The following is a 663-nucleotide window of genomic DNA, read 5'->3' on the forward strand; positions in this document are numbered from 1 at the left end:
GCCCTTTCACGGCGGTAACAGGGGTTCGACTCCCCTACGGGATACCATTGGGTCGTTAGCTCAGTTGGTAGAGCAGTTGACTTTTAATCAATTGGTCGCAGGTTCGAATCCTGCACGACCCACCATTTCCTCCCAAGGAAATAAAATTTGGGGCTATAGCTCAGCTGGGAGAGCGCCTGCCTTGCACGCAGGAGGTCTGCGGTTCGATCCCGCATAGCTCCACCATTCTTTCTCACGAAAGAATTAAAACTTTCGTGGGCGATTAGCTCAGTTGGGAGAGCACCTCCCTTACAAGGAGGGGGTCACTGGTTCGAGCCCGGTATCGCCCACCATCTTTAAGCGTTCTTTGAAGCAAAAAGCCGATGAGAGTCTTTAAAAATGGTTTCGAAAGAAACATTGCTCTTTAACAATTTGGAAAGCTGACTGATTTAAATAACTTACGAGTTATCTAAATCAAAATTTAAAGTTCTTAATATCCTTTGTTTTACTTTGTAAAACGAAGAACAACACATTCAAGTGTTCTTGTATTTTGAATTCGGCGAAAAACCAGAACTCGCAATGACGAGTTCAACCTTGGTTGTTTATGCCATACGAAACCTCTTGGGGTTGTATGGTTAAGTGACTAAGCGTACACGGTGGATGCCTTGGCAGTCAGAGGCGATG

Annotated in this window: 3 tRNA genes; all 3 read left to right on the forward strand. The window is 45.2% G+C overall.

What is annotated here, in order from left to right:
* Positions 1 to 49: 49 nt before the first annotated feature.
* Positions 50 to 125: transfer RNA gene (locus HC728_RS19735), tRNA-Lys, on the forward strand.
* A gap of 24 nt (positions 126 to 149) precedes the next feature.
* Positions 150 to 225 (forward strand) — tRNA-Ala (locus tag HC728_RS19740).
* 31 nt (positions 226 to 256) lie between these two features.
* Positions 257 to 332: transfer RNA gene (locus tag HC728_RS19745), tRNA-Val, on the forward strand.
* Positions 333 to 663 lie beyond the last annotated feature (331 nt).

This window comes from Aliivibrio sp. S10_S31, assembly GCF_014694495.1.
GTDB classification, from domain to species: domain Bacteria; phylum Pseudomonadota; class Gammaproteobacteria; order Enterobacterales; family Vibrionaceae; genus Aliivibrio; species Aliivibrio fischeri.